Raw genomic sequence first — 26,932 nt, forward strand, 5'->3', positions numbered from 1 at the left:
AATTATGAAAAAGTTAATAATATTTTTAGTAGCAATCACTTCTTTAATGTGGAGTTGCGAGGATTTTCTGGACAACAAAAACTATACAAAGCAGGATGATAACAGTTTCCCTTTGACAGTTGAGGAAGCTAATCAACTCGTAGTGGGAGTTTACAACACTTTAAATGAAGAAATAAGTTCATACGATAATTCATCATTCTTCTTTAATGAACTGGCATCTGATGAGCGCTTTGGTGGAGGTGGAACAGATAACTTCAACTGGCAGGCTACCAGTAAATTATTGAATTATGGTCCTGATTATTTCCTCGGTTTCTGGTCAAACAGATATCAGGGTATTTTCAGAGCAAATGTAGCTTTGGAAAAATTTGAAAATATTCCATGGGAAAACGATAAGCAAAAAAATACCGCTTACGGTGAAGTACATTTCTTCAGGGGATATTACTATTTTACTTTGGTGCAGTTTTTTGAAAATGTTCCATTAATTCTGAATTCATTGTCAGGAAACGAACCACAGGCACCTGTTGATGATGTTTATGCCCAGATTGCTTTTGACTTGAAAAAAGCCATTGAACTGTTCCCTAATGATCCATATTCATCTTATGAAAAAGGTCGTGTAACAAAATGGGCTGCAGAAGCGATTATGGCTAGGGTATTTTTATTCTATACAGGGTTTTATAATAAAACCGAATTGCCTCTTGCTGGTGGCGGTTCTATTACAAAATCTCAGGTAGTTGCATGGTTGGATGATTGTATTGCAAACAGCGGACATGACCTTGTTCCTGATTATCGTAATTTATGGCCATATACTAACGAGTTTACAGTGGAGCATTATCATTACACACAAGGTCTGGGTCTGCGTTGGGCAGGTGAAAGCAACCAAGAGGTGGTTTTTGCAACTAAATGTGCAAATGGATCAGGATTCAGAAATGGTCTTTGTCTTGCTATGACTGTTCGACGTCCTCATGGTGAAAGTAAATTCCCATTCCCATTTACAAGAGGTTATGGAGCAGGTCCTATCAGTCCGGTTATGGTTCAGCAATGGGAAGAATTGGAACCAAATGATATGCGCCGTTCAGCTTCAATTTGGCATGCAGATGAATATGGTGATCAGTATCAGTGGGGTGGTGATAACCAGGCTGAAGAGACCGGTTGGTGGCAAAAGAAATATATGGGAATTGCTTCCAGAACTGAAGATGGTACTTATCAGCATTCATATAATGTACCTATGTATGGCTTAAGTGTTTCATCAGCAACCTCTACAGGTGCATTTACCCAGGATTTGGTTCATATACGTTTTGCAGATGTTTTATTGATGCATTCTGAATTAACAGAAACTACAACTGGTATTAATAGAGTAAGAAGTCGTGCAAATTTAGACCCGATTGGTGCTTATACATTACAAGCACTTAAAAATGAACGTCGTTTTGAACTTGCATTCGAAAATACCCGTTATAATGATATCAGAAGATGGGGTGATGCTGAGAGTTTGTTGGAAGGACAGATTGGTTTGCCTATTAAGACTACTGCCCTTGATGCTGTAATAACACATCAGATAGGTTTCGGTGCACGTTATCGTGCAACCAGAGGTTTCTTCCCAATACCTCAATCACAGATCAGACTTTCAAATAATGTTCTTATTCAGAATCCTGGATGGGGAACTCCTGAAGTGGAATTTACAGGATTATAAACAATAAAGAATCAAACCTTTTTGATAGAGTCAAAGAGGTTTGATTTGATAGTAAACAAAAAAATAAAAATCACAAAAATTAAACGTCATGAAAGTTAAATTATTTACTTCGTTATTTGTATTACTTTTATATATAGGTACAACTTTTGGTCAACAAAAAGTTTTTGAAGGTAAAGAGTCAACATACAAAAATGATCAATTTCATAAAGTTGAAACATATTCACACAAATTTAAATCTAAAAGACCTAAGAATGTAATCGTAATGATTGGTGATGGAATGGGAGTTGCACAACTGTTTGCTGGTGCAACTGCGAATAAGGGTAAACTGAATCTGGATAATTTTAAACATGTAGGATTTTCCAGAACCCAGTCAGCTAACCGTTATGTTACAGATTCGGGTGCCGGTGGAACTGCGATTGCTATAGGTAGGAAAACAAATAATTCATCAGTGGGTGTTGATGCAGACGGTAATCCAGTACCATCAGTTTTGAAAATTGCTCAGCAGAATGGTTTGGCAACCGGTGTTGTGGTAACTACAAGTATACTTGATGCAACACCTGCAGATTTTGTGGCACATGTTCCTAAGAGAGATATGATGCCTGAGATTGCAAGCCAGTTCGTAACGTCGGGATTAGATGTATTTATAGGAGGTGGTATTGAACATTTCACTGATAGAGAGGATCAGAGAAATCTTTTGGAGGAATTATCCCAAAAAGGTTATCAGGTTTATGATAATATCGAGGCAATTAAATCAGTAAAAGAGGGTAAACTGGCAGGTTTTCTAAAAGAAAACAGAGTAAGTGAAAGGGGAAATCAACTTGAAGAGACAACTGAGGTTACTTTGAATATTCTGGATGATCACAAAAAGGGATTCTTCTTAATGGTTGAAGCATCTGAAATAGATGGTGGAGGTCATGAAAATGATATTCAATATACTATAGAGGAGATGCTTGATTTTGATAGAACAATAGGAAAAGTTTTAGAGTTTGCTGAAAAAGATGGGAGGACATTGGTGATTGTGACTGCTGACCATGAGACAGGTGGGCTAACTTTAACCGGTGGTGATATGCAAACAGGCGAAGTGACAGGACGATTCACCACCAGAGGTCACACAGGTGTAATGGTTCCGGTATTTGCTTATGGACCCGGAGCAGAGAATTTTACAGGTATTAATGAAAACACATCTTTTTATTCTAAGATATTAAATGTATTACGTCTAAAAGAATAACTTAATTTATTAACATGAATCATCACTTTTTAAAAAAGAGTTTGGCTCTCTTGTTGTTATCAATGACATTCTTGGGATGTTCGCAAAAAGAGAAGCCTTTCTCTTTGCGTTTGACAGACTGGAAAATTGCTCCGGCTATAACTGCAAAGACGCCAGCATTAAAAGAAATTGCTATTTCTGATTCGGATGAAATTGTAAAATCTGCTGATTATCCTACTGAAGATTGGATACAAGCAGTTGTACCCGGAACTGTATTAGGCAACCTTGTGGATAACGGTATTTATGATTATCTATTTGAACCTGATAATGATGGAGAAATAAATGAATATTTTGGCAGTAATTTATCCAAAATTCCGGAAGATGATTTTGATAATCAGTGGTGGTATTCAACTGATTTTACTGTTCCATCGAGTGAAGCAGGAAGAAGAATAACCATTACGTTCAGAGGCATAAGTTATATTGGTGAAATTTATGTAAATGGTACGAAAGTAGTAAACAAATATATAAATATTACGGATGAGGACTTTCTGAAGAATGGACCTACTTTAATAGATCCGGAAGCTGAAATTACTGACTATGAAACTGAAGGGGCTGGAAGTCTTACAGGAGTTTCGGATTTTGAAGATTACAAGTCGAAGTTTATAGGTACAATGCGTACTTATGATATTGATATTACTGATCTGATTGAAACCGGTAAATCAAAAAACAATATCAAAGTAAAGGTTACCAAACCTTACTATAGAGACGATTTAACTTATTATTGGGTTGACTGGAATCCTAAACCTGCTGATTCAATGATGGGGCTAACTGGGGAAGTGCTTTTGCACTCTTCGGGCAGTGCAAGACTGTCTAATCCTGCTGTTGTATCAAAAGTGAGCTTAGATCATAAACAGGCTAATCTGAATTTATATGTCGATGTAAGCAACTTTACATCTACTGCTGTGACTGGTAAGTTAAAGGCAACAATTAAAGATCCTGATGGAAATATTGTTGCAACAATAGAAAAAGATGGTATAAATGTAGCTGGTGATGCATATAATAAAGAGATTGAATTGCATGCATCGGTTTATCAGGAACTAAATATTGCTGATCCACGTTTATGGTGGCCTTATCTGTCGGGTGATCAGCCTTTATATACAGTAGATTATGAGTTTTTTGCCGATGGAGAGTTAAGCGACAAATTTCATCATCGTTTCGGTATTCGTGAAATAAATTCTGAGTTTAATGTCTCACCTTATGCTAATAATTTTTCTGATTCTATTTCTGCATCGCATCTTTCCAATATGCTGCAGATTTATGTAAATCACAGACCAATATTGCTTAAGGGTGGTGGCTATTGTGCTACTGATTTACTTCTTCGTCACAATTTGAAAACAAACGAGGCTGTAGTAGAATACGTCAAGTATATGGGTATGAATATGATCAGAGATGAAGGTAAGTTTTTCGATAATAATTTACTTGATCTAATGGATGAAAATGGTATCCTGTTAATGACCGGCTGGTGTTGTTGTGACAGATGGCAAAGTCCTGGCTCCTTCTCTAAGGCAGAAAGATTTGTTGCTTTTGAATCGCTGTATGCACAATTAAGAAATGCTCGTCAGCATCCATGTATGTTCATGTGGTTTAACGGTAGCGATGATCCACCAAGTATAGCTCGTCAGGGAGTAAATGGTCAGAATGTTGAACAGAAATATTTCGAAATTGAGGCTAATCTAAGGTGGCTGGAGATTGGAGCTATTACTAGTAGTGGTTCTTCTAAAGTTGCAACTCTTACAGGATTAACTGGAGGTATGCATATGGATGCAACTTATGATAGTCAGTCGCCTACCTGGTATTTCTTCGAGCCTCGAGGGATTTATGGTTTCGTCTCTGAAGGTGGAGGTGGTGGGAGTATTCCGGTACAGGAGACCATTAAAAAAATATTACCCGAATCAAATCTATGGCCATATAATTCAGAAGAGAATTATAACGTATGGAACTATCATACATGTAGGGGAAGTTTCAATAATTTAGGTCAGCATGTATTGTTTATAGATGGGTCTTACGGTGCTTCAAACAGTTTTGATGAATTTGTTGCCAGGGCACAGATTTACCAATATGAGCAGCAGAGGGCACAATATGAGGCATTTAACTATAATAGGTATAAAAATACCACAGGTATTATTAACTGGATGTTAAATAACGCATGGCCTATAATGTTCTGGAATCAATTTGATTTTTATTTAAACCCTAATGGTACAACATATGGAGCAAGAAAAGGTAATGAACCGGTTCATATAATGTACAATCTGTATCAAAAAGGAGTTCATATAATCAATAATACTCCAATTGAATATAATGCTGCTGTTGCTACAATGTCAGTATACAATATAGATGGAAAACTAATTAGTACACCTCTTGAAAAGACTGTTGATATTTTGTCTGATGGAGCATCTAAGGCGATTGATTATGCTAAATCCGGAGAAAACAGATTAAGTTCGAGGACAACTGGATTAGTCAAAAACTCTTCCGGTGAATATGAGCCATATAAGATTAATGTATTCGGGAATATAACAGATGCTTTTGGTGTAATTGATCTTTGGGATAATGATGAAATTAAGTCATCTTTAATTGAACCTGCATCAGATGTATATTTCATTCGTTTAGAATTAAAAGATAGCAATGGAGTGGTATTAAGTGTTAATTCATATGCGGTACCAAAGAGAAATGACATAGCAGGAGCCAGCCATGCCTGGAACAGATCTGGTACATATCAGGTTGGTGATCTTACTCAACTTAATCAATTACCTGAAGTGGATTTGGAGATATCAAAGGTAGCAAGCAAAAAAAGTGGAAATAAGAATGTCCTTACATACAGGATTAATAATCCAACTGACAAAATTGCTTATGCTGTAGAGTTAAGGGCTTACTCAGATAGCGATAATAAAACTCTTGTCGCACCTGTTTTCTATGATGATAATCTTTTTACATTGTTTCCCGGAGAAAGTCGAGAAGTTAATATAACATACAATCGTTCAGATCTTTCAGTTGATGCATTTGTAAAAGTGAATTGTTATAACAATGTTGTTAAAGGAAGTGATTCACGTGCAGCTACCAATATATACAATAACGTACCAGTGGGTGGTTCTAACAATATTGCAAGAGGTAAACCTGTATTTGGAGGTGTGAATTCTGCAAATGCTACTGCAATTGTTGAGAATGGTCAGATTAACGCTGATAAAGGAAAGACTTTTATTGACTCTGATATGAACACCTTTGCTTTGTTGACTGCCGATGATGGGGCTTTTATTGTTGATTTGGAAAGTGTTCAGAGATTTGACAGATTAATGTTGAGGTGGAATCAAAGAAATAACTTGCGTGGAAGACCTAATCATATAAGAATTGAAGTTAGTAATGATAACAATTTATATACTGCCATTGCAGATTATGACAATAGTATGGGTTCTATTATGACAAACATTATTCTGCCTGATCAAGTTGAAGGGCGCTATGTTAAAATTATTCCATCTGGCTTGTTGGGAATTTCACCAGCTGTTGGAATGACTGAGAGGCAAAGTGCCGGAGGGGTATTTGGACAGAGTGCAAGTGGTATTGAACAAGAAGATGCTTCAACAGCCTTTAGTTTATCAGCAATAGAGATTTACTCATATGGTAACTAGGAATAACTTTTTACATAAATAGTACTTGGGTTCATTTTTTTATTTAACATTGTTGCAGTTTACTGCAACAATGTTAAATGTTTTTATTTGCAATGATTTAATTGAAGGTATTTGTGGTAATTGTTGAAAAATGGAAAGACTGAAATTTACTCAACGTAATGAGGTTATTGACATTTTAAGAGCATCAACAATGTTATTAATGATTTTTGTTAATGACTTCTGGACTGTTGATGGTGTACCTAAATGGATGCAGCATGCTAATACAAACGAGGATTTTCTTGGATTAGCCGATGTGGTGTTTCCACTATTTCTTTTTGTAATGGGCATGTCAATCCCTTACGCTATTGAAAGCAGGTCTGAAAAGGGATATTCTGAATCAAGTACAATCTTGCATATTTTAACCCGTACATTTGCTTTACTTATAATGGGTGTTTTTACTGTTAATACTGAATATGGGTTTACAAACAGTTTTGGGATTAGCCGAGATATTTTTAGAGTATTAATGGTTTTATCTTTTCTGATGATTTGGAATATATACCCAAAAACTAAAAAACCTATTCGATATTTATATGTCACCTTTCAAATTATTGGTGTTATATCGTTAATTTTCTTAGCCTTTATATTTAGAGACTCTAATGGTGGAATCATGCAGACAAGGTGGTGGGGTATTTTGGGATTAATAGGATGGACCTACTTTGTATGTAGCTTTATATATCTTTTGGTTCGTGATAATGCATTTAAAATCCTCTTGTTCTTTTTGGGATTCATTGTATTGTGCCTGATAAAGAGTAGTAATTTAATTCCAAGGGAGAGTTTTGTTAATAGTTTGCTCAATATTTTTAACCTCGGAACAGGTGCAAATGTATCATTTACTATGGGTGGAACGCTGTTTTCAGTTTTAATAGTTAAATATTCACATTTTAACTTCAATAAGAAATTATTATTTGTCTTGTCGACAGTAACAATTTTTTTACTGGCTGCGATTATTTCAAATAATTTTTGGATCATTTCAAAAAATAGAGGTACACTGCCATGGGTATTATACTGTATAGCAATTGCAATTGGCTCATATAGTCTAATCAGTTATATTGTTTCCAAAGGAAAAGCCTCATGGTTTAGAATTATTAAAACTGCGGGCACTGCTACATTAACTTGTTATTTGATGCCGTATATTCTATATAGTGTAATTTATGGATTTATGAATATTTCATTACCTGAATGGATGAAAGAAGGTATACCCGGACTTATTAAATGTGCATTTTTTGCCTTTTTATGTATAGGAATTACAGCATTAATGGAGCGTTATAAAATTAAGATAAAAGTATAATTTTTATTATCTTTATACCAACATATAATATCATATTATTAAAACAAGTATAGTTATAACATAATACCATTAATAATACCATAATATCTTCTTAATATTACAATTTATGAATAATTTTAAATTTATAATTATTATAGTTGCCTCTTGGATCCTATTAAATTCTTGTATTTCTCGACAAGAGCAGGATAGAGACTATCCTATGTTTTGGACCTGGTTGGATTATCGTACTGGAATGAATTTTGATTCTATATGTGCAATAATGTGTGAAACCGGTTTAGATGGTGTGCTACTGAATGCTCCTACTCCTGAAGATTATCGTGAAGCAATTACTATTGCTGAGAAATATGGCATAGAGGTATATGCATGGTTATGGACTATGAATTTGGAACATGATAGAGATCTGATACTTGAACAACATCCTGAATGGTTTAGTGTAAATAGAAAAGGCGAAAGTTTGGCAGATACAAAAGCATATGTAGATTATTATAAATTTCTTTGTCCGGCACTGCCTGAAGTTAGAGAGTATATCAAAAAGAAAATAATCGAATATTGTGAAATTGATGGTTTAAATGGTATTGCAATCGATTACCATCGTTTTGTAGATGTTGTTTTACCCACTACACTTTGGCCTCGTTATGGAATTCAGCAAGATCGTGAATACCCAGAATGGGATTATGGTTACCACCCCGAAATGATAAGTATTTTCAATGAAAGGTATGGTTATGATCCTAGAGAACTGGAAGACCCTTCTATAGATGAAAACTGGCTGCAATTCAGGTGTGATCAAATTACTGAGGTTGCAAATGAAATAGCAGACTTAGTTCATTCGTATGGTAAAGTAATGGCAGCATCTCCTTTCCCAACTCCTGCAATGTCAAGACAGATGGTTCGTCAGGACTGGGGCAAGTGGAATCTGGATATTGTTTTCCCTATGGTGTATCATAACTTTTATACAGGAGATGTGAGTTTTATAGAAGATTGTATGATAGAGAATAGAAATCAGAAAAATCCTAATACTACTCTCTTCTGCGGAATGACAGCAACAAATAGTTTATTAATGTTTGAGTGTATGGATGCTGCTTTCAATAATGGAGCGGAAGGGGTGTCTATTTTCACGATCAATAATTTACGATCACCTGAGGTGCGGTCTCGTTTCAAGGTTTATACAGATAGTATCAGAGCCTTAGGTAATAATTCAAAAAAGTTCAGCTCATCAATTATAAAATCAGAAGCAAATAGTAATCCCTTTGAAAAAGATGGTATAATGGGTGCTATAGATTTCAGAATGAAGGCTCTCTTGAGTTTGGAAAATACATTTAAAAGTAATGAGATTAATATAGCTGATTGGAATGAAGTGAGAAGAATTGCCCATGATGCTATGCAAGTAAATAACACTTATGACTATTTGAATAACCTTATTCAGCAGTCAGAGAGGAATGAAAAGTATAGATCTGATTTGGAGAGTGTTATGTATAAGTTTAATGAGGATATAACTCTTATAAATACTAATTTGAGAGAGTATCAGTTAATAGATGAGTATGGAGTGACTCAAAAGTATAGTGTTTATGATGATGCAAATGAAAGAACATTTAATGTAACCTTTTATTTCTACGGAGGAATACTCTCAGGTTGGAATATAGAACTAATTTAAATCAATATATAGAACTAAAAATGATTATTATGAAGAATTTATTAGTAACTTTTGCACTACTGGCAGTAACTGTTTTACAAGCACAGGAATTATCCTATAAAATGGAAGAACTTACTGCTATTGATTTCGTAACTGCTGTTGAAAAAAGCTCTAAAACCGCTATCCTTCCAATTGGTGTTTTTGAAAAACATGGTCCACACATGCCACTTGGAACCGACCTTTATACTGCTAGAGAAATGGCATTAAGAGCAGCCGAAAAAGAGTATACAGTAGTTTTCCCATGGTACTATTTTAGTCAGATTAATGAAGCAAGACATCAACCGGGTACAATTGCATATTCTCCTGAGATTATTTGGAAGGTATTGCAAGAGACATTGGATGAGCTTAATAGAAACGGGTTTGACAAAATTATTATAGTGAATGGGCATGGTGGTAATAATGCATTTTTGGAATATTTTGGAATGGCTCAATTATCAGAAAAGAGGAACTATTCACTCTATTGGTTCAGGCCCGCGTATGATAGAGAGGTAATAAAAAAGGCAGTAGAAATGACTCAGAATGATCCATATGATCAACATGCAGGTAATAGAGAAACATCAATGGTGAAAGCTATTGTACCTGATTTAGTTCATACAGAAAGAGCTGGGTTACAATCAGGAGTTGATTTGGATCGTATTAATAATTTAAAAAATGTTTACACCGGTATATGGTGGTATGCAAGTTATCCAAATCACTATTCCGGTGATGGGTCAAAAGCTAATGCAGAAGCAGGTGAGTTAATTCTTAATAGTGTAGTAGATCAGTTTGTAGAGACTATTCGTGCAATCAAAGCTGATAATAATGTTCCTGAACTTCAGGAGAGATTTTTTATAGAAGCAGAAAATCCACTGGAAACAGAGCAATAAAATCAATGGATAGGTATTATATTGTTTAAATAGAATAAATCTCAATTAGGTTGTTTACAAAAAATCAATGTGGAATGATAGATAGTTATAAAATTATTGCATGTGTATTTTTGATTTCACTGTTAGCTAGTTGCACTATAAAAAACAGGGAGCAACTGGTTGATAATGAAAGTGAGTTTCATGGAGAATTTATTGAGAACTTCAGTGATACTGTTTCCAACTTTTTTAGACATGGAACTGGAGGTAAAGGTGCTGATTTTACATGGAAAATGGGCGTGTCATCTTCATCGGAGACTGATACTAAAGTGCTCTCATTTAAGATTGATCCTGAAGATGCAGCTGGTGCAGGAAAAGGACCTGAAATAATATCAAAAAAATTCACTTCATATGGTACATATGCAGCAAGGCTAAAAATTCCTGATCCAAAAAATATTCAACCAAATGTTGGTGCGGTAGTAGGTTATTTTACATATAGAGTAGATAGTATTTATGGACAAAGTGAAGTGGATTTTGAGTGGCTAATATCTGATCCTAGAGTTATTTATATAGGAACATGGACAGGACAAAGAGATAACTCACAAAGAATAGGGCGTACTATAAATTTGGCTGAAGGTATAATTTATGATTCATCATACAGAAAACGTGACGGTAGTGATAGGATGAATTTTACAGGTGATCAAAATCAACCTGAGCAGATTGATCCTATAGAAAACTATGATGCTTCTTCTCAATTTTATACTTATGGGTTTGACTGGCATCCAGACCATATCAGATGGTGGATGATACATCCTATAACATCAGATACAGTTGTATTATGGAATTATCAAGGGTCAGATATTGGAATACCGAACACACATACACGCTATAGAATGAATTTTTGGCATACTAATAATTGGCCGGTACATACAAATCCAAGTTCTATTGAGAAACCAATTTATCCTTTTGAATTGGAAGTAGACTGGATGCTTTATAAACCAATGGAGTAACAATTTATAAATTAGAAAGTTTTGAACTTAATTATTTATGTCTAAATTTGTTATGTTTTAAAATTAGGAATCAATATTAATAAACATTGAATTTAATTGGATGATTTTTAATCAAAATAAGTTATATAAAAATGTTATTGGTGTAATATTCGGAGGTAAATTTCTTCATGTTGCAAGACTGGAGAATGGGAGAATCACTGAAATTGTTAACAGAGAAATAAATAATCGAGAATCTAAAGAAGTGATTCTAAATGATATTATAAACACCATAAAAAAAGTACATAACGATACTGTAACAGGTATAGGAGTTGGTATGCCTAGTCTGGTGGATATACGTGAGGGTGTAGTGTTTAAACCTACAAACATTCCTTCATGGAATAAAGTACATCTAAAAGATATTCTTGAAGAGAAATTCAATGTGCCAATTTTTATAAATAATGATGCAAACTGTTTTGCATTAGGCGAAAAATATTTTGGTGTTGCCAAAGATTTCGATGATATCGCCGGTATAACAATAGGCACAGGTATGGGTGTTGGAATAATTATAAATGGAAAGCTCTATTCCGGACGCAATGCAGGTGCAGGAGAGTTTTGTTCTATTCCATACAAAGATCATGATTATGAATATTATTGTAGTACTAAATACTTTGAAGAAAAGTATGGACTGAAATACAATGTTCTTCTTAACAGGGCACAAAAAAAGGATAAAATAGCATTAGCAATTTTTGAGATTTTTGGTAATGATCTAGGGAATGCAATTAAAACTATAATGTTTGCATTGGATCCTGAAGCGATAGTTATTGGAGGTAGGCTGGCAGATGCATATGAATTTTTTAAAGAATCTATGTTTAAAACAGTAAATACATTTATTTATAAGACTACTTTGAAAAATATTAAAATTCTAAGATCGACTGAATCAAATATTTCTATTTACGGTGCTGCTGCTTTATGCTTTGAAGAATAAATATGTAAAATGGGAAGGAAAATAACTATTTATGATATAGCGGATGAGCTTAAAATATCACCCTCTACTGTCTCGCGTGCATTAGCCGGTAATACGCTTGTAAATATTCAAACAAGAAAGAAAGTAATTGCAACTGCTGAAAAACTAGGGTATATAAATTATAAAGTAAATAGTAATGCTAATATTATTGCAGTCATTGTACCTGAAATAAACAACTATTTCTATACAGAAGTTATTTCTTCAATTCAAAGTGTTATCAAAGATAATTTTCTAATTTCAATATTTTGCACATTTAACTCTTCAAGTATTGAAAAAGAAATAGTAGCTAAGCTCGATCCAGCTTATGTAAAGTGTGTGATAATATCTCAAAGTACTGATTCAATTGATTCAACTCACCTGACTGATATTGATCAAAAAGGAGTGCCAGTTATTCTTTTTAATAGGGTTGACTATAGTTTGAAAAGACCTAAGTTCTTGATTGATAACTATATGGATTCATATATGATTACAAATCATTTGGTCTCTTCTGGTTATAGAAGAATTGCTTTTGCTGCTAAACATTACAATTGCCCAATTTATAAAGAGAGAATTCAAGCATATAAGGATGTACTTATTGACAACAATATAGACTTTAATCCTGATTACTTAATATATAGTGAACTTACTGTTGAGGATACATATGATGTAATTAACCGGTTTATCAACTTAAATTTACGACCAGATGCTTTAATTTTACCAAGTTTCACCTCTACATTACAGGCTTTATCAATTGCCAAACTTAATAATATATCTATACCACAAGATATGGCTGTAGTGAGTTTTGATGAGGATCCTGAGTGCAAATATTCAAATCCCTCTATAACAGGAGTAGAACGTCCATGTATGGAAATAGGAACTAAAATAGGAGAGCTTGCATTGAAAATTTGTACTGGTCAAAAATATAATGTAGATACCACAATGATATTTAGTTCTAACTTAATTATAAGAGGATCATCCCTGTCTAACCATTAGCATTATTACCCAAATGAATAAATTAATTATATCAACAGCTCAATTTGAAAACAGGAGTGGCGACAAGGATTATAACTTATCTGTCATTGATAAACTTACAAAAGAAGCTAAGGTAAAAGGTTCAGATGTAATTGCATTTCATGAATGCTCAATTACAGGATATACATTTGCAAAAAATCTAACCGAAAGTGAGATGTTACAAATTGCAGAATATATTCCTGAAGGAAAAAGTGTGCAGCGACTTATTACCATGGCTGAACATAATGATATAACTATATTAGCAGGTCTGTTTGAAAAGGATCGTGATAATAAATTATATAATACATATGTCTGTGTAAATAAATATGGCTTAGTGGCCAGTCACAGGAAAATACATCCCTTCATAAGCAGATTTTTAAGTCCCGGCAACAATTATACAGTGTTCGAAATAAATGGTTGGAAGTGCGGAATACTTATTTGTTATGATAATAATATTATCGAGAATGTAAGGGCAACTAAATTGTTAGGTGCAGATATAATATTTATGCCACATGTAACAATGTGCACTCCGTCTGAGCGACCAGGTGCCGGTTTTGTGGATCCAGAATTATGGAAAAACAGAGTTAATGATCCAACCACTTTGAGATTGGAGTTTGAGGGGATGAAAGGCAGAGCCTGGCTAATGAAGTGGCTCCCTGCAAGAGCTTACGATAACAATATCTATGCAATTTTCTCAAATCCGGTGGGAATGGATGATGAACAGTTAAAAAATGGATATTCTATGATAATAGATCCATTTGGTGATATTATTGCAGAGTGTCGCTCATTTGATGATTGTATATCAACTGCCACAATTATTCCGGAAAAATTGCTAAAATCGGGAGGTTATAGATATATTAACGCAAGACGACCAGAATTATATAAAAACATATTAGGAAAAGAACATCTTTCAAATCAACAGGTTGCTTGGTTAAATAACAAATCGTAGTAAATCATTTTCACTAATATCAGAACTATTTTTTTATCGGACTGTTATATACACAGCTTATAATCACAGCTATTTATTTTTATAACTTCGATTCAAACAAACAGTTAAATGATTCAAGACGATTTACCTGCTATTTTTCGTGATTTTAACCCACTGGAGAACAGGATGCTGCGTGTTATAGATGATGAAGGAAATATTATCAACAAAGAGATATTTCCTCAATTAGATGATGATTCTATAATTGACGCTTATAAACAAATGTTTTATGAAAGGACTGCCGATGAAATGGCAATATCTTATCAACGACAGGGAAGGATGTATACTTTTACTCCTAACTTAGGTCAGGAAGCTATCCATATTGCTGCTGGTATGAATATCCGTAAAGAGGATTGGCTGGTTCCTGCATTTAGAGAAATGGGTACACTTCTGTCACGAGGGGTTACAATGAAAGAAATGTTCCTTTTTTATCTGGGGAATGAACATGGAGGCAGTTTTAAAAATGTAAGTAAAACTCTCCCAATAGCTATTTCAATAGGAACTCAATTACATCATGCCACAGGAATCGGTTACTCAATAAAGTATAAGAAAAAGGAAGAGGCTGTATTCACTTTTATTGGTGATGGTGGCACCTCTGAAGGCGATTTCAGTGAAGCTCTCAATTTTGCAGGAGTATGGCAAGTACCAGTAGTTTTTACAATTCAAAATAATCAGTACGCGATATCTGTTCCTGTAAAATCTCAAACAAAATCTATAAATCTCGCCGTAAAGTCGGTTGCTTTTGGGATACCAGGAATAAAAGTGGATGGAAACGACTTTTTTGCCATGTATCTTGCCTATAAAACAGCTTCTGAATATGCACTTTCCGGGAATGGGCCGATGTTAATTGAAGCTTTCACATATCGTCTGGGTGCACATACAACTTCAGATGATCCTTCAAAATACCGTAAGAAAGAAGAAGAAGAAAAATGGGCTCTTGTAGATCCTCTGCTTCGACTTGAAAGATATATGAAGAAAATGAATATTTGGAATATTGATAAAGATAAATTGAAAGAGGAATACAAACAGGAAATAGATGCTCAATTTGTGAGTGCGGAGAATGAAAAAGCTTACAAGATTGGTGATGTATTTGATTATATGTATACTGATATGCCTGAAGATTTAATGAGACAAAAAGATGCATACGAACAATATTTAAGCTGGAAGGAGAATAGGAAATGAGTGTGATGACAATTGTTAAGGCAATAAACAATGCACTTGATATAAAACTGAACGAAGATAGCAGTGTTGTTGTTTATGGAGAGGATGTAGGAGTTGAAGGAGGTGTATTTCGTGTGACTGAAGGTCTACAGAAAAAGTATGGTGTAGAACGTGTCTTTGATTCCCCGCTTGCAGAGTCAGGTATAGTTGGTACTGCACTTGGTATGGCTCTATCGGGACTCAGACCTGTTGTTGAATTACAGTTTGATGGTTTTACATACCCTGCTTTTAATCAGATAGCTTCGAATGTTTCCAGGATGCAAAATCGTTCACGTGGTAAATACACCGTTCCAATGGTGATACGGTTTCCTTATGGGGGAGGTGTTAATGCCCTTGAACATCACTCTGATAGCCCGGAAGCACTATTTGCACATCTACCTGGACTAAAGGTAGTAGTACCTTCTTCACCACACGATGCTAAAGGCTTAATGATTTCTGCTATTGAGAGCGAGGATCCAATTATATTTATGGAGCCTAAACGTATTTATCGTGCAGTAAAGCAGGAAGTCTCCGATGAAAAATTTAGTATTCCGTTAGGTAAGGCTAAAGTTGTACAGGAAGGGACAGATGTAACTTTAATTGCATTTGGCGCTATGATTCGTGAGAGTCAGAAAGCAATAGAGATGGCAAAAGATGCAGGAATTTCTGTAGAACTGATTGATCTACGTTCAATTTATCCTATAGATAGGCAAACAGTTGGTGACTCAATAAGAAAAACAGGAAGGGTTATAATAGTTGCAGAGGCTCACGAATCATTTAGTGTTGGATCAGAACTGATTGCCATTGCAAATGAAGAAGCCTTTTTATATCTGGAGGCTCCACCAAGAAGGGTTATGGGGTACGATACTGTTGTTCCTCTTGCTCAGGGAGAAAAGTATTATATCATTTCTCCGGAGAGAATTTTTTATGAAATTGAGAAAACGGTTAATTTCTGAAATATAAATCTTCTGAATATTAATAGATTGTTTGCAGAAAAAAAAGATAAAATAATATGAAGTTTACATTTAATTTTCCGGATCTGGGTGAAGGGCTTGAAGAAGGCACTATAATGGAATGGTATGTAAAGCCCGGTCAGCAGGTGAAAATGGGTGACTCAATCGTACAGATGGAAACTGACAAGGTTGTTGCTGATATTCCCTCCCCTAAAAATGGTGTAATTACTGATTTATTTGGTGAAGTAGGGGATGTTATTAAAGTGGGCAGCCCTTTAGTGATAATTCAGATTGAAGGAGAGGTTTCAGAGCAAACCACAGAAGATGAGAAAATTACCACAGAAGCCGTGTCTGAGTCTGACGATGATGCCGGCTCTGTAGTGGGAACAATAGAAGTTGCAGGAAAGAATGATATTATGGCTCCAAGTGATGAGGGTGAAAAAGATATTGAAGAAAAAACATCTGTATCACGTAAAGCATTGGCAACGCCTGTTGCAAGGGCAATGGCAAAACAGATGGGTATTGATATAAATCAGATACCAGGAAGCGGACCCTCAGGAAGGGTTAAAAAAGAGGATATTTTGAATTTTAAGTCAACAGGATTAGATATTAAACCTGAGTCTGATATCATTAAAAAACCCTTTACTCCCGATGAATCATTAAAACAAACTGCTGGGGATGTTACATATAAACCATTAACACAGATAAGGAAAACTATTGCTAAGAACATGCTTCAATCAAAGCATAATGCCGCTCATATGTCGGTTTTCGAAGAAGTAGAAATATCCGGACTGATGGAAGTCAGATCACGCTATAAGCAGAGATTTGCTGATAAAGGTGTCAAGTTAACCTATCTTCCTTTTATTGTAAAAGCTGTAGCACAAGCATTAAAACATCACCCACAGTTGAACTCACAGATTGATACTGAGAATAATAGAATGATTTATAGGAATCGTTATCATATTGGTATTGCTGTTGATGCTCCAGACGGTTTAGTGGTACCTGTTATACGTGATGCCGATAAATTGTCTATATTTCAGATTGCAAGCCAGATTGGAGAGCTGGCTAATAAAGCAAGAACCAGAAAACTGACTCTTGAAGATTTAAAAGATGGCTGCTTCAGTATTACAAGTTTTGGCTCATTTGGAGGTATCTATGCAACCCCGGTTCTAAACTATCCTCAGGCAGGTATTCTTGGAATTGGGCGTATACTAAAAACTCCCGTTGTAAAAGATGATGAAATTGTAATTGGAAATATTATGCCACTATCACTTACTGTTGATCATAGGGTAGTTGATGGGGGTGAAACCACCAGATTTATTTACAAAGTAATGGAGTATTTAACTGACCCAATCTCTTTTTTAATGGAAGAGTAAATCATGTATAATTATTAAATTAAAAGTCTAGAAGTTATTGAACTTAGCAAATTTGATATATTGTTCCCAGTCATAATCAGTAACATCATGAACACCCGTTCTTAGATGATAACTGACAACTCCTATAATTGGTGAGTCAGGTTGAGGCATTGTTGTTGTAATAAGGCCGGAAATTCCATATAAATTATAAGCAACTGATGCCTCTTTTGCTGATAAAAATTCTCCTTTAGGGTCTGCCCATAAATCATCAGTGGCACTGGCTATATACACAGGTCTTGGTGCTATCAAGGATATAAGCATATGCTGATCAACAGGTAACATGTATTCTTTCTTTGAATATTTCTTGAAGTTACCACAAAACCAATGCGGAAAAGCGGTATTAATAACCTCTATAGTTTCACCAAAGTTACGTTTAGAAAGGGCCGCACCCATTTCTCCTGAATTATTTGAAATACATCCTGCAAACCTTTTATCAGTTGCAGCTGCCCAAAGTGCTGCCTTCCCTAATCTTGAATGACCGAATACAATTACTTTTTCATGATCTATATCCTCATCAGCTTCAATGTAATCCATTACACGTGACAATCCCCAGCTCCATGCTGCTATTGTACCCCACTCATCTGCCTCAGGTTTTTTCTGATCTTTTAAATAGAACAATTGATGTATTCCATCACTAAAATCATCTTTATCCGGATCAATATCTCCTCTGTAAAGTGTGACAAGACCATAACCGGCATTTATAATTTTCTCCACTGACCATCTTCTGCTCATTTCTCCTCTGGACTTTTCTGTTGCCTGATTAGATGTAACACCCAGTGCTTCATTTGCAGGCACCCATGATTTTGTAATGAATATATTCTTATCGTCAATAACTGTATGATTTCCCTGGAAGTTATATCCCAAAAATACAGGAGCCTTTTTTATGGAATTAGGTAGATATATTAATAGGTCCGTACTTAACTCTTTCCCGTTTTTAATAAATGTCAGGGTGACTTGTTTGCGTTTTGCTAAACTATTTAAATAATTCCCATGCTCGGTGATTTTCACAATCACAGAGTCAAGTTTGCCAGGTATATTGCCATAAACATGATTAGTAAAACTGTAAAGAATCTCAGGCCTCCTGAATTCCTCCCAATCATTAACGTTGTTAATAATCATTCCACTATGAGATGTTAATATTGAAGGAAGGGAATAAGTCTCTACTTTCGATTCATCATAATTCACATTCCACTCCTGAGAGAATATCAAAAATGTATTTATGAATATAGTTGTGAAAAGGATCAAAGAAGATTTCCTGATAATCATGATAAGGTTTGTTTTAGTAGGTAAATAGCTTCAAATCATTATTTTTCAAATTTAATAAACATTCTTTTATTTGAATGGATTATTTTGATTGTGTTCTCAATTTATATTAAAAAGGGAAATACTGTAGTTAAGTATTTCCCTTAAAAATTTGATTTCCTATTCTCTGTATTTGCAGCAAGATGGCAATGCATCATAAGTGGCCTGATCAGCTTTATACTTATCTGTGTCATGACCAACAGCCGCTAATGCTTTTGATATTTCATCTTCAGTTGTTTTTTCAGGATTATAGTGTAAATGCAAAGTTTGGTTATCCATTTCCCAGCTTGCTAATGTAACACCTTGAACCTCCAAAGCAGTTTTTTCTATACGATCTTTACACATTTCACAACTACCACTCACATTAATCATTGCGTGTACCTCTTGGTTATGTTGTGTACTGGATTCCATATTTTCACTTTTTGAACCTGAGTTGTTTTTTTCAGAAGTTCCGGTATTACACCCGAAAAATAATAAAGAACTCAGTACTAATGTAATTAAAGCTGTTTTTCTCATTTTGTTTGATTTTATTTATTTTAATAATCCACTTGATTAGCTCCTGTATTTACAGCATGCAGGCAAAGCATCGTAAGTAGCCTGATCTGTTTTATAATTTTCAGTATCGTGTCCTGCTTTTGCTACTGCTTTTTCTATCTGATCAACAGATGTAATTGCAGGATCAAAGTCTAAATGCAGTAGTTTTGTGTTCAGATCCCAACTTGCAGAACTTACACCTTTTACTGACTTGGCACTCTTCTCAATACGATCTTTGCACATTTCACATAAACCTTGAACTTTAAGCATTGCATGCTCACCTTTCGCAGATACTGACTGCATATCATGTCCCATGTTATGTCCTTCATGCCCTGTAACAGCTCTGCCAGCAGTTTCGTTCATCATACTCTGTTTTCCTGATAATTGAGCACTTGCATCTATAATATAAGCACCATTTGTAACTATTTCCTCACCATCATTAAGTCCTGACAAGATAACATACGAATCACCAAGGGAAGGACCAAGTTCCACTTCTCGAAGCATAAAAGCAGGTGTTTCAGTATTCTGTTGCTTTACATATATTATAGAGCGCTTGCCGGTCCATAGTATTGCCGTTTTAGGAATAACAAGTTCATCATTATATTGTTTTAAATTTGCACTTACATTTGCACTTGTATACATCTCGGGCATCAGTTCACCAGTTGGGTTAGAGGTTTCAACTCTTATCTTTGCAGTTCTTGTAACAGGATCAAGAATAGGATTTATAAAAGATATATTCCCTTTAAATATTTTACCGGGCAGCGATTGAAGTGTATATTCCAAACGATCACCAATCTTAAGGAAAGGCAGATCCGACTCATATGCATCAAACACAGCCCATACTTTTGATAAATTGGCTATATCAAAAAGAACCGTACCTGTATTTATATAGTCACCCTGATTTACATTTTTTGATATAACTATACCACTGGTATTAGCAGTTATATCAACTAATGGTGATACCTCACCGGAGTTTTCAATACTTTTAATCTGTTCATCAGTAAGCTTCCAAAGACGTAGTTTTTCTCTTACTGCCTGTAAGAGTGCAGGTTGCAAATCTTTCATCTTCACCGCTTCAATAAGTTCCTGCTGTGCGGTAAGCAGATCAGGAGAATAAATTGTAGCAATTGGTTGTCCCTGTTTTACTCTTTCACCTGTAAAAGTAACAAATAGCTTCTCTATACGTCCGCTCACATGAGATGTTTGAGATTGGGATAACCTTTCATCTACCTGGATTGTTCCATATAATCTAATATCTTTAACAGGATTCTGACGGTTAACTCTGGTTGTCTGTATGTTTGCCAGTGCAATTGCTTCATTACTCATTTGTATTGAATTCGGATCAATTGCAGTATCTCCTGAACCTGTTGTTTGTAGAGGAATTAGATCCATTGCACATAAAGGGCAAAGTCCGGGCTCTTCCATTCGTATTTGAGGATGCATAGAACATGTCCATATTTCATGATCATCTCCATGTTCATGATCATGTGAATCTTCCGCTGTTATGCTTTCTAGTGAATTCTGTTTTTTGCTATTACCCGAGAAGATAAGCCAGCCTAGGAATATTCCGGCTAATAAAATTAATCCATATCTGAAAAATGGATGATTGCCAATCTCTTTTATTTTATTCTTTTTCATAATATTGAGTCTATTTTAATTGTTTGAAGTATTGAAAGAGCCTAGTTTTCGGATCGAAGCCACTTTCATGTTGTATTCTGCGATAGCTTCTGCTTCTCGCAACTGATAATCCAATAGTTGACGTTGCACCTGAATTACATTGGTGAGATCACTCTTTGCAGTTACAAATTCCTGTACAACAAGTTGATATGCTACACGTGCCAGTTGTGCCTGTTTCTGATACAATGTAATCTTCCGATCAGCATTGTCAAGTTCATGTTTAAGCTTGAACAGTTCTGATTGGAGCATATTAAGTGTGTTGTTATAATTTTCTCTTGCAGATTCCCACATGAAACGATTCTCGCGTTGTTGTGCCTTATACTTATTCCTGTAGATAGGAATAGAGATAGAAAACATGGGCATAATCATATCTATACCACTCATTTCAGGTTTCATTCCAGAATCCATAGATGCAGTTTTGTTTTCTCCAATCAGCATATATTGTAACCCAAGTCCAAGCATAGGATAACTCATCTTTTTATCCATTTCATTTTTTGCACGATAAGCCAGCTCCTCTTCTTCGAACATGCCTAACATAGGATTCCCTCTCTCAATCTCATTAATTGAAACTCTTTCATCAAAAATAAATGGTACTTTTACTATTGAATCAGGTATAACCACTTCTATTTCAACAGGACGGTTCAACAAAGCATTGAATATTGCTTTCTCTGCAGCTATATCAGAAAGGAGGGTAGTGATATTATTTTCAATTTCAATCATTTCCAGCTGAATACGTAGTACATCTGACATGCCGGGGCTACTGCTCATATCTGCCGACATGTTACTTGCGGAACTGCTCATTCCGGTCATTGATGAGGAATTACTACCTGACATAGCTGTACCTCCCATTGAGCCCATACCTGCCATTTTATTGCCGGCGGATGTTGACCTGTTGTTTTGTGTAACGGGTGGTGGAGTAGGGAGTGAATAGAGTGATGAACTGCCACTTGAAGAGGAAGATATTTTGCGAAGAGCAAGTTCCTCTAGTTGCTTTAGAAGTTGAAGGTTATCACGATTATTATTAATCTGCTCTTTTAATGCAGAGAGTAAATACCACTGTCTATAAACCTCCATATAAAGATTATCCCTTGTCTCCCTGAACTTCTCGTATGACATTTTTGCCATATGAGTTGCCTCAGACTGAGCTGTTTTTTTTGTACCGAACCAAGGAAACATCTGCATAAGTGTGAAATCTGCTATCTGCTGACCTCCTACGATATTCATAGGTTTAAGAAATATACCCATATCTAGTTGAGGGTCTGGCCATGCACCAGCCTGTGATACTTTTTCAAGTGAAGCTTTATAAGTTAGAAAATCAGCATTCAATCCAGGATTATTTCTAGCCGCCACTTCCAAGTAATGTTCCAGTGAATCTGTCTCCTGACCTTTTGCCTTAACTGATAAAAATGTCATTATCAGTATCATCAATATATATTCAAATTTAAACTGTTTCATAACTGTTTATTCTTTTTTGTTCTGATTTCTCTTTTCTTTTAACAACACCTTCTCTCCACCAGCATTGAAGAATTGGAACCACAAACATTGTCATAGACTGTATTATCATACCTCCGAATGTTGGTATTGCCATAGGAACCATAATATCCGAACCTTTCCCAGTTGAGGTAAGTACCGGTAGAAATGCAATTAATGTAGAAGCTGTAGTCATAACTGCCGGTCTTACTCTTTTTAAACCGGCATAAACAACCGCTTCTCTAATCTCATCTTTTGTTTGTGGGTCTCTCTCCAGAAAAGTGTCATGAATAAATGTCCCCATAAGTACACCATCATCCGTAGCAATACCAAACAGTGCGATAAACCCAACCCAAACTGCAATACTCAGATTTACCTGATGCATCTGAAACATATCCCTGATATTTGTTCCTGCAACAGAGAAGTTCATAAACCAGGGTTCTCCGTATAACCACAATAGTATAAATCCACCTGCCAGTGCAACAAATACTCCCGAGAAATGAATTAGCGATGCAGTAACTGATTTAAACTGGAAGTAGAGAATCAATAAAATACTTATAAGACTTATAGGTATAATTATTAATAACCTTTGAGCAGCACGTGCCTGTTGTTCATAATTTCCTGCAAATGTGTATGATACTCCATTTGGTAAGCTAATCTCCCCATTATTTATTTTATCTTGTAATACTTTTTCTGCATCATGTACAACATCCACTTCTGCTTTCCCAGCTATTTTGTCAAAAATCACATATCCTAAAAGAAAAGTATTTTCACTTTGGATCATCTGTGCACCCCTTGTGTATTCAATTTCAGCAACATCTCCAAGTGGTATTTGAGCACCTGTAGCTGTTGGTATAATAAGTTTAGCAAGTTCTTCAGGACTCTCTCTCAATTCTCGTGGATATCTTAGTCTTACAGGATAACGCTCAAGACCTTCAACTGTAGTAGTTAATGCCATTCCTCCAACTGCTGTACTAATTACTTCCTGAAGGTTTGCAACTGTTATTCCATACCTGGCCATATTGTCCCTATTAAGCTTAATCTCTATATATGGAGCTCCAACAGCTCTGTCATAGAATACTGTAGATGGTAATACCGATGGTACATCTTTTAGAGCATCTTCGAGTATTTTACCTGCCTCTTCTATTGATTCAAGATCAGGACCATATACTTTAAGTCCCATTGGAGCCCGCATACCTGTTGACAACATAACCAGACGTGCATCAATTGGTTGTAATTTTGGAGCAGAAGTCATTCCCGGCAAATGAGAAGAGTTCACAATCTCTTGCCATATATCATCGGGTCTTTTAATATGATGACGCCACTGTCTGAAATATTTACCATATCTGGATTTTATTAAACTGTCTCCGGGAATAACTCTGAAGGCATCCTCATCAGGGTTATATGTTGTTCCGTCAATAAGTATAAACTCTCCTTTACGATTTGTTTTAAACCGTTGACGGTGACCATTTTCATCAAGTATGTATTCAGGAATATAGTTGATTGTATTTTCGAACATTTGAGTAGGTGCAGGATCAAGTGCCGAGTTTACTCTTCCCCATTTTCCAACAATCGATTCCACTTCAGGTATATTTGATATGCGTTTATCCAGTAAAGCTATATACTCAATATTTTGTTCTATTCCAGTATGCGGCATTGTGGTTGGCATTAATAGGAAGGAACCTTCGTTGAGACTAGGCATGAATTCCTGACCTAATCCCGGGAATCTGTTAGAGGCAGATTGCCAGAAACCTGTCTTTCTGAAAGATTTCCAGCCAACTGTTTCAAAACTTTTTGCAACTACTGAAAAGGTTTTATCGAATCCAAGCCAGATAACAACACCTAATAATACTGTCACAATGGGGATAGCCATGAATTTCCATCTGTTGGCTAAACTCCATCTAAGAATTGTTTCGTAATATATAACAAGTAACCATAGAATTCCCAGCACAGCAGAAATAATAAAAACTACAAATATAAAATTGCTGAACAACCCTATATCAGTTCCCAATGGAAGCCATTCAACAGTTAACAGATAAGATACTGCAACAATAGCAATGGCAATATTTATAATATTAACGGCTTCCCTGTCAGGCCATATATGTGATAAAAGATTGTTTATTCCAAAAAGTAAAAACACTGTATACAGAACATTACCAGTAATAATGATTAGTGCTATACCACCTGCAACCATAATAATGTTGCTTACCTTTTTAACCTTTTCAGAAGTAATTTTAAAAGAAAAGAAATAATATATAAGAGTAGGAATTACTGTTATTCCAAGAATAAAAGATGTTACTATGGCAATTGTTTTTGTGTAAGCTAGGGGACTAAACATCTTTCCCTCCTGAGCTTCCAGAAAAAACACGGGAAGGAAGCTAATAACAGTGGTTATAAAACCAACTAGAATTGCACTTGATACTTCACTTATGCTTTTATGAATCAGGTCGATGAATGGTTTGCCTTTTAGCTTTTCTTTGTTTTCAACCATCTCCATATTTCGGATAGTACTCTCTACAAACACTACGCCAATATCAATCATAACTCCAATAGCTATGGCAATTCCTGAAAGGGCAACAATATTTGCATCTATTCCCATATTGCGCATCACTATGAATGTAAATAGAACGCCAACAGGTAATATACTTGAGATAACAATTGATGCTCTTAAATTTAACACCAGTACTATCACTACAATTATGGTAATAAGTATTTCCAGAGACAGGGAGTTTTCGAGAGTACCAATTGTTTCATGGATTAATCCTGTTCTATCATAAAATGGTACAACAGTAACCTTTGATACTGTTCCATCTTCAAGCGTTTTCTGCGGAAGTCCCGATTCAAGTTCAGCTATCTGATCCTTAACATTATTAATAACCTCAAGTGGATTTGATCCGTATCGTGCCACAACAACACCGCCAACAGCTTCAACACCCTCTTTGTCGAGACCACCGCGACGAGTAGCTGGGCCAATGTTTATAAAAGCTACATCTTTAAGTTTTACGGGTACTCCTTCACGTACAGTAACAACAGCCTCCTCCAGGTCAGAGACACTTTTTATATATCCTAATCCGCGCACAAGATATTCAACCCTGTTGATTTCAACAGTTTCTGCTCCTATATCAAGGTTACTGTTCTGAATTGCATACATCAGATCCATTAAAGTTATATTATAAGCTCTCATAGCATCTGGATTAGCTTCAACCTGATATTCCTTTATGAAGCCTCCTATTGAAGCTACTTCGGCCACTCCTCCAGCAGATGCAAGGCTATATCTTACCTGATAATCCTGTATAGATCTTAGCTCTGCCGGGTCCCATCCTCCGGTTGGTTCACCAGTAACAGGATTGCGACCTTCTAGTGTGTACCAGAATATCTGTCCCAAAGCTGTAGCGTCTGGTCCCAAGCTTGGTTGAACTCCATAAGGCAATGTTCCCGCTGGAAGTGAATTTAACTTCTCAAGAATTCGTGAGCGACTCCAATAAAACTCAACGTCTTCTTCAAAAATCACATAGATGAACGACATTCCGAACATCGAGGAGCTACGGATAGTCTTTACACCCGGAATCCCAAGAAGTGAAGTGGTAAGCGGATATGTTATTTGCTCCTGGATATCTTTGGGGGAACGACCCATCCACTCTGTAGAAATGATCTGCTGATTATCTCCAATATCAGGAATAGCATCAACTGGTACCGGATCTCTTGGCAGAATACTGTGCCAGTTAAATGGAGCTACTGATATTCCCCAAATGATAATTACTGACAGAAATAGGATAGTAACCACCCTATTAGTCAGGAAATACTTTATGATTTTGTTGATCATAGAATATATTTGTTAATAAGTTTATTATGATTGGTTAGGCTGAAACTATAAAACAGTGATAGGTCTATAGTGTTTTCTGTTTGTATATATTTTGATATACAGAATAGAGTCTATTGTATACAGCTTTTTATGGGTGA

Annotated in this window: 18 protein-coding genes; 13 read left to right on the forward strand and 5 right to left on the reverse strand. The window is 35.6% G+C overall.

The genetic code is table 11. The features are described 5' to 3' along the window. The first annotated feature begins 4 nt into the window (after positions 1 to 4). The 13 genes from BN1354_RS02005 to BN1354_RS02065 all read left to right on the forward strand — a co-directional run bounded on the left by BN1354_RS02005 (position 5) and on the right by BN1354_RS02065 (position 17,950). Positions 5 to 1,687, forward strand: a complete 1,683-nt coding sequence (locus tag BN1354_RS02005) for a RagB/SusD family nutrient uptake outer membrane protein (protein ID WP_074010698.1) — start codon at positions 5 to 7, stop codon at positions 1,685 to 1,687. Positions 1,688 to 1,775: 88 nt separating this feature from the next. Then, entirely contained in the window at positions 1,776 to 2,915 is a 1,140-nt protein-coding gene (locus BN1354_RS02010; RefSeq protein ID WP_053826082.1) for an alkaline phosphatase, read from the forward strand. Between the two features lie 14 nt (positions 2,916 to 2,929). Continuing rightward, positions 2,930 to 6,574 carry a glycosyl hydrolase 2 galactose-binding domain-containing protein gene (locus BN1354_RS02015; protein WP_082331517.1) on the forward strand — a complete coding sequence of 1,215 codons (3,645 nt, stop codon included), beginning with the start codon at positions 2,930 to 2,932 and terminating at the stop codon, positions 6,572 to 6,574. A 130-nt stretch (positions 6,575 to 6,704) separates the two neighbouring features. Further along, the gene (locus BN1354_RS02020; RefSeq protein WP_053826084.1) at positions 6,705 to 7,901 is read left to right on the forward strand and encodes a DUF5009 domain-containing protein; all 1,197 of its coding nucleotides are present in this window, start codon (positions 6,705 to 6,707) and stop codon (positions 7,899 to 7,901) included. A gap of 106 nt (positions 7,902 to 8,007) precedes the next feature. Next, on the forward strand, positions 8,008 to 9,552 hold the full coding sequence (locus BN1354_RS02025; protein ID WP_053826085.1) for a family 10 glycosylhydrolase: 1,545 nt from the start codon (positions 8,008 to 8,010) through the stop codon (positions 9,550 to 9,552). A 29-nt stretch (positions 9,553 to 9,581) separates the two neighbouring features. Further along, entirely contained in the window at positions 9,582 to 10,457 is an 876-nt protein-coding gene (locus BN1354_RS02030) for a creatininase family protein (protein WP_074010716.1), read from the forward strand. Between the two features lie 74 nt (positions 10,458 to 10,531). Further along, complete coding sequence (locus tag BN1354_RS02035; protein ID WP_053826087.1) at positions 10,532 to 11,443, forward strand: glycoside hydrolase family 16 protein; 912 nt, start codon at positions 10,532 to 10,534, stop codon at positions 11,441 to 11,443. Positions 11,444 to 11,543: 100 nt separating this feature from the next. Continuing rightward, complete coding sequence (locus tag BN1354_RS02040) at positions 11,544 to 12,407, forward strand: ROK family protein (RefSeq protein WP_074010699.1); 864 nt, start codon at positions 11,544 to 11,546, stop codon at positions 12,405 to 12,407. Between the two features lie 9 nt (positions 12,408 to 12,416). Next, positions 12,417 to 13,418: a LacI family DNA-binding transcriptional regulator gene (locus BN1354_RS02045; RefSeq protein ID WP_053826088.1), complete on the forward strand. Its 1,002-nt coding sequence runs from the start codon at positions 12,417 to 12,419 to the stop codon at positions 13,416 to 13,418. Positions 13,419 to 13,431: 13 nt separating this feature from the next. Further along, positions 13,432 to 14,385: a nitrilase-related carbon-nitrogen hydrolase gene (locus BN1354_RS02050; protein ID WP_053826089.1), complete on the forward strand. Its 954-nt coding sequence runs from the start codon at positions 13,432 to 13,434 to the stop codon at positions 14,383 to 14,385. A 108-nt stretch (positions 14,386 to 14,493) separates the two neighbouring features. Next, the gene (pdhA, locus tag BN1354_RS02055) at positions 14,494 to 15,603 is read left to right on the forward strand and encodes a pyruvate dehydrogenase (acetyl-transferring) E1 component subunit alpha (protein ID WP_053826090.1); all 1,110 of its coding nucleotides are present in this window, start codon (positions 14,494 to 14,496) and stop codon (positions 15,601 to 15,603) included. Positions 15,604 to 15,608: 5 nt separating this feature from the next. Then, on the forward strand, positions 15,609 to 16,577 hold the full coding sequence (locus BN1354_RS02060) for an alpha-ketoacid dehydrogenase subunit beta (protein ID WP_262494896.1): 969 nt from the start codon (positions 15,609 to 15,611) through the stop codon (positions 16,575 to 16,577). A 56-nt stretch (positions 16,578 to 16,633) separates the two neighbouring features. Further along, complete coding sequence (locus BN1354_RS02065; RefSeq protein ID WP_053826092.1) at positions 16,634 to 17,950, forward strand: dihydrolipoamide acetyltransferase family protein; 1,317 nt, start codon at positions 16,634 to 16,636, stop codon at positions 17,948 to 17,950. A 27-nt stretch (positions 17,951 to 17,977) separates the two neighbouring features. Here the strand turns inward: BN1354_RS02065 and BN1354_RS02070 are convergent, their stop codons facing one another. From BN1354_RS02070 to BN1354_RS02090, 5 genes are all read right to left on the reverse strand, one after another. Next, positions 17,978 to 19,255: an alpha/beta hydrolase family protein gene (locus BN1354_RS02070; RefSeq protein WP_231623059.1), complete on the reverse strand. Its 1,278-nt coding sequence runs from the start codon at positions 19,253 to 19,255 to the stop codon at positions 17,978 to 17,980. Positions 19,256 to 19,411: 156 nt separating this feature from the next. Further along, a complete protein-coding gene (locus BN1354_RS02075; protein WP_045089916.1) occupies positions 19,412 to 19,807 on the reverse strand; it encodes a heavy-metal-associated domain-containing protein in 396 nt (131 codons plus the stop codon). Positions 19,808 to 19,843: 36 nt separating this feature from the next. Next, on the reverse strand, positions 19,844 to 21,463 hold the full coding sequence (locus tag BN1354_RS02080; RefSeq protein WP_053826093.1) for an efflux RND transporter periplasmic adaptor subunit: 1,620 nt from the start codon (positions 21,461 to 21,463) through the stop codon (positions 19,844 to 19,846). A 15-nt stretch (positions 21,464 to 21,478) separates the two neighbouring features. Then, the gene (locus BN1354_RS02085) at positions 21,479 to 22,957 is read right to left on the reverse strand and encodes a TolC family protein (protein WP_053826094.1); all 1,479 of its coding nucleotides are present in this window, start codon (positions 22,955 to 22,957) and stop codon (positions 21,479 to 21,481) included. Beyond that, the gene (locus BN1354_RS02090; protein WP_045089913.1) at positions 22,944 to 26,795 is read right to left on the reverse strand and encodes an efflux RND transporter permease subunit; all 3,852 of its coding nucleotides are present in this window, start codon (positions 26,793 to 26,795) and stop codon (positions 22,944 to 22,946) included. The genes BN1354_RS02085 and BN1354_RS02090 overlap by 14 nt, the downstream gene beginning before the upstream one ends. Positions 26,796 to 26,932: the final 137 nt, after the last annotated feature.

Origin of the sequence: Lascolabacillus massiliensis (assembly GCF_001282625.1) — a bacterium.
In the GTDB taxonomy this organism is placed as follows: domain Bacteria; phylum Bacteroidota; class Bacteroidia; order Bacteroidales; family Dysgonomonadaceae; genus Proteiniphilum; species Proteiniphilum massiliensis.